Annotated in this window: 1 protein-coding gene; it reads left to right on the top strand. The window is 63.4% G+C overall.

What is annotated here, in order from left to right; translation table 11 throughout:
• Window positions 1–82: 82 nt before the first annotated feature.
• The coding region (locus tag KVS69_RS19425) for a hypothetical protein (RefSeq protein ID WP_217539581.1) at window positions 83–279 on the top strand (197 nt) is incomplete at its 3' end.

Raw genomic sequence — 279 nt, 5'->3', positions numbered from 1 at the left:
GGTGCTCGGGTACACCTTCGCAGCGTCCAGGCCCGAGCTCGAGCCGGTTGATGACAATCGCAGGCTGATGGTGGAGGCGCTCGTGTCTGCAGCGCTGCGCGCCGGGTTCGATCCTGCGGCATTGTGGCTGGCGTTGGTCGTGCGCCTTAGTGGCTGTGTCCTGTCCAGTCTGGAAGCAAAAGCTGCTTACGTGGGAATTCCTCGGTTGCGCGGGGAGGTCACCGTCGCCGAGTGGGCTGTGATGGACCACGAGAAGGGTGACGGCAAGATGGGTGAAAC

Source organism: Stenotrophomonas sp. GbtcB23 (genome assembly GCF_019091045.1).
Lineage (GTDB): Bacteria > Pseudomonadota > Gammaproteobacteria > Xanthomonadales > Xanthomonadaceae > Stenotrophomonas > Stenotrophomonas rhizophila_A.
The sequence above is the reverse complement of the archived record's forward strand: the minus strand, read 5'-3'. Positions and strand labels throughout refer to the sequence as shown.